Here is a 3544-nt window from a genome sequence, read left to right as displayed (position 1 = left end):
GCTTTATTTGATCGAAACTTTAGGAGTTTTTTTTCGTGCGTCTTCCATTTAAAACTCGTCGGTTTATCAATTTAGTACTTGTTCAGTAAACACTAATTAAAGCCTTTTTAGTTAAAATAAGTCTATCATACTAGGGTCGTTTGTCAATTAATTCATATTAATTGAATAAAAAATAGTGTTCTTCGTTTAAATCTTATATTCTCACATTGTACATAATCAAAGATTTTTTTAGATTAGTAACATATAAGTGGTAATTCTTCATTCAACCTTCTCTATAGATGCTAAAAACACAGCCTCACTATTAGACGAAAGGATTCATAGTGAGGCTGTGTTTTTAAATTTGACGTTCTTCTTTTATTATTTCCTTCAAAACGGTTCACAATTAATTAAAAGGACAATACATTTAGCGCTGCTAAGATCTGAGTTATGACGTACAATAGTGGGATGGAAATAATTGTTCTAAAAACAAAAACTTTGATGACATCCCAGAAATTTAATCCGATTTTGGTCTCCACTAATATCATTCCGGTTTCTGACATAAATACAAGTTGCGTAAATGCTAATACCCCAATAAAGAAACGAGCCGCTTCGCTTGCAGCACCACTTATAAACAAGGCAGGTAAATACATATCCGCAAAGCCGGCAACTGAAGCTGGTGCCATTTGCGAAGCAATATCAGAGCTGTATCCTAAAAGTTCATACAAGGGAACTAAAGGTGCACTAATTATATCGAAAAATGGTGTATATTCAGCAATAATTAAAGAGATTGTCCCAACTGCCATGATTATTGGTAAAAAACCTATATAAATGTGCAGAATATTTTTCACTGCTTCTATGAAAGCATGCGATATTTTTGTATCTTTTGCTTGTTCTACAGCCGATCCATAAGCATATTCTACAACGGTTTCATCTTGAGGGACCTCTACTGTTTTGGGTTCTTTCCCTTCAAAATACGTTGGTTTGAATTTTTTTAATGGTAATCGCGCTGTTATAAAGGCAATAATTAAAGTGACCAACAAAATTGACCCGTAAAATATTGGGAAGATACTACCAAAACCTAATTCATCCGCTACTGCTGCAGCAAACGCGATTCCTACAACTGAAAAACTTGTTGCAATAATATACGCTTCACGTTTATTATAATAACCTCTTTGGTATTGTCCATCAGTTACAACGATACCTATCGTTCCATCTCCTACAAAGGAAGCAATGGCGTCAATCATAGAATAACCAGGAACCTTAAATAATTTCTCTACAATTGGCCCAAGTAATATACCTATAAATTCAACGATACCAAAATGTGTCAGCAATGGAAGAGCTAGGATCCCTACAAAAAAGGTTATGTAAAGTGTTGTTAACAATTCTCCTTCACCTGCCATAAGCCCACCCGTATTCGGATCAAGTATAACCTTTGAAAAGGCAAAGCTTTCAAACCAATTGTTAAGCACCATCAAATATAGTGCCGAACCAGTAATTCTAAGCACTACGTTCAATGCGGATGCTTTGAACATATTATTAAGCATTTTTATTTTAGACGTATAGAACATAAACACTATCGTCCCAATCAAAACAACCCAAGCGCTCAAACCTGTAAATGTAAGAAATTCTTCTAAAATATTATTATTTACAAAATCAATAATGTGCGAAAGCATTATTTTGCTTTCGCCCCCAAAACTAAAAGGGACCAAGAAAAATATAAACCCAAAAAGTGATAATAGCACAAACTTCAATTTATTAATCATATATTAACCTCCATTTATTTGTTTTCAAAGAATACCACACTCTTTAACAAAATTCAATTTTATTATTAATTAATGCAAAAACAAACGATTTAAATGTATAAAAATACTCTTATTAATTATTGACTGCATAATTAATCATTATAACATATTGTTTGATTATGAGTTCTTTTAGCTTCTAAAAAAAGCCTCTCAGACCATATATATGGTCTGAGAGGCTTATGTATTTTAAATTATTAAATATGGATCGGCATATCTAATGCTAATTCAGCAGTATCCATAATTGTTTCTGCTAATGAAGGGTGGCTGTGAATGGTTAATGAAATGTCTTCAGCATTCATTTCTTGTTCGATAGCCAAACTTAATTCATGAATAATATCTGGGGCACCTGAACCAACGATTTGTGCTCCAACAATAGTATTATGGTTTTCAGGATCTGTTATCATGCGTACAAAACCTGTTGTTTGGTTTAATGATAGTGCTCTTCCATTTCCTGCTAGAGAGAATTTACTTACTTTGTATTTCCCGTTAGACTCTTTAGCTTCTGCAAATGAGACACCAGCCGTTGCTAATTCTGGTTCTGTGTAAACCGAAATAGGAATTTGTTTATAATTTGTATCCACATTTTCTCCAGCTATTACACCAGCAACTAGTTTACCTTCATGAGACGCTTTATTAGCTAAAGTGACACCAGGAACAATATCACCTATGGCATAGATGCCTTCAGCTGTTGTCTGTCTGTTATCTGAAACTTCAACATAACCATCACTTGTTACATCAACACCTGCTGCTTCAAGTCCAAGACTATCAGTATTTGGTTTTCTACCAATTGAAACTAAAGCAACCTCAGCAGTCACCGTTTTTTCTTCACCGTCTTTTTCATATGTCACAGTGATATCTTTATCAGTCGTTTTAGAACCTTTGATATCGGCCCCAGTAATTATATCCATACCTTTATGACGATAATTTTTTTCAACAATTTTAGCCATATCTTTATCGAAGAATGGCATCATGTGTGATTCTTTTTCAATGATTGTTACATGAACGCCAAAGTTGCTATAAGCGGCTGCGAGTTGTGACCCCACATAACCTCCACCAATAATAACTATTGACTTAGGTGCCTTTTTGATGTTTAGTCCACCGGTCGTATCTAGTACGCGCTCTCCAAATGGTACTTCTTCTAACTCAAGACGCTTTGTACCTGTCGCAAGAATTACATTATCAAATTCGAATTCTTTTGTTCCTTGATCAGTCTCGACAGTTAGTGATTTTTCGTCTTTAAAAGTAGCTGTCCCCATAACAATCTCTACTTTATTTTTTTTAAGTAAACCTTGTACACCATTGGTAAGTGTTTTAACAACCTTATTGTCTTTCCAGTCTTGTGTTTTTTCTAAGTCAACTTTTACATCATCTACCGTTATTCCAAACGTATCAGAGTGAGTCGCATCATGGAAACGATGTGCAGCAGTAATGAGTGCTTTTGAAGGAATACAACCAATATTTAAGCACGTTCCTCCAAAATATTGTTTTTCAATAATTGTTACTTTTTGACCCAACTGTGCCGCTCGAATAGCTGCTGTATAGCCGCCTGGTCCCGCTCCAATGACAACTGTCTGTTTTTCTTCGCTCATAATATATATCTCCTTAATAGTTAGATTTATTTAATCAACGGAAAAGTAGTTAAACATATTTTATCCATCATCTATATTTTATTAGTAATTTAAATAATTTCAAGTATTATAGCCTTTTTAGGTTCTATAATTAATCGTGTTGGTGAGTTCTAAAAACTCACTGGCACGTTTTTT

The 3544-nt window shown here is 34.1% G+C and carries 2 protein-coding genes; both read right to left on the bottom strand.

What is annotated here, in order from left to right:
• Positions 1–386: 386 nt before the first annotated feature.
• Entirely contained in the window at positions 387–1742 is a 1356-nt protein-coding gene (locus BMX83_RS10445) for a YjiH family protein (protein ID WP_091636796.1), read from the bottom strand.
• A 233-nt stretch (positions 1743–1975) separates the two neighbouring features.
• Complete coding sequence (gene lpdA, locus BMX83_RS10440; protein ID WP_091636794.1) at positions 1976–3370, bottom strand: dihydrolipoyl dehydrogenase; 1395 nt, start codon at positions 3368–3370, stop codon at positions 1976–1978.
• Positions 3371–3544: the final 174 nt, after the last annotated feature.

Source organism: Alkalibacterium gilvum, assembly GCF_900109085.1.
Classification (GTDB): domain Bacteria; phylum Bacillota; class Bacilli; order Lactobacillales; family Carnobacteriaceae_A; genus Alkalibacterium; species Alkalibacterium gilvum.
Note: the sequence above shows the minus strand (reverse complement) of the source record. Positions and strands in the feature narration are given on the sequence as shown.

Excerpts from the sequence above, each read along its gene's own strand:
- lpdA (WP_091636794.1), bottom strand. The coding sequence starts at position 3,370 with ATGAGCGAAGAAAAACAGACAGTTGTCATTGGAGCGGGACCAGGCGGC.
- BMX83_RS10445 (WP_091636796.1), bottom strand. The coding sequence starts at position 1,742 with ATGATTAATAAATTGAAGTTTGTGCTATTATCACTTTTTGGGTTTATA.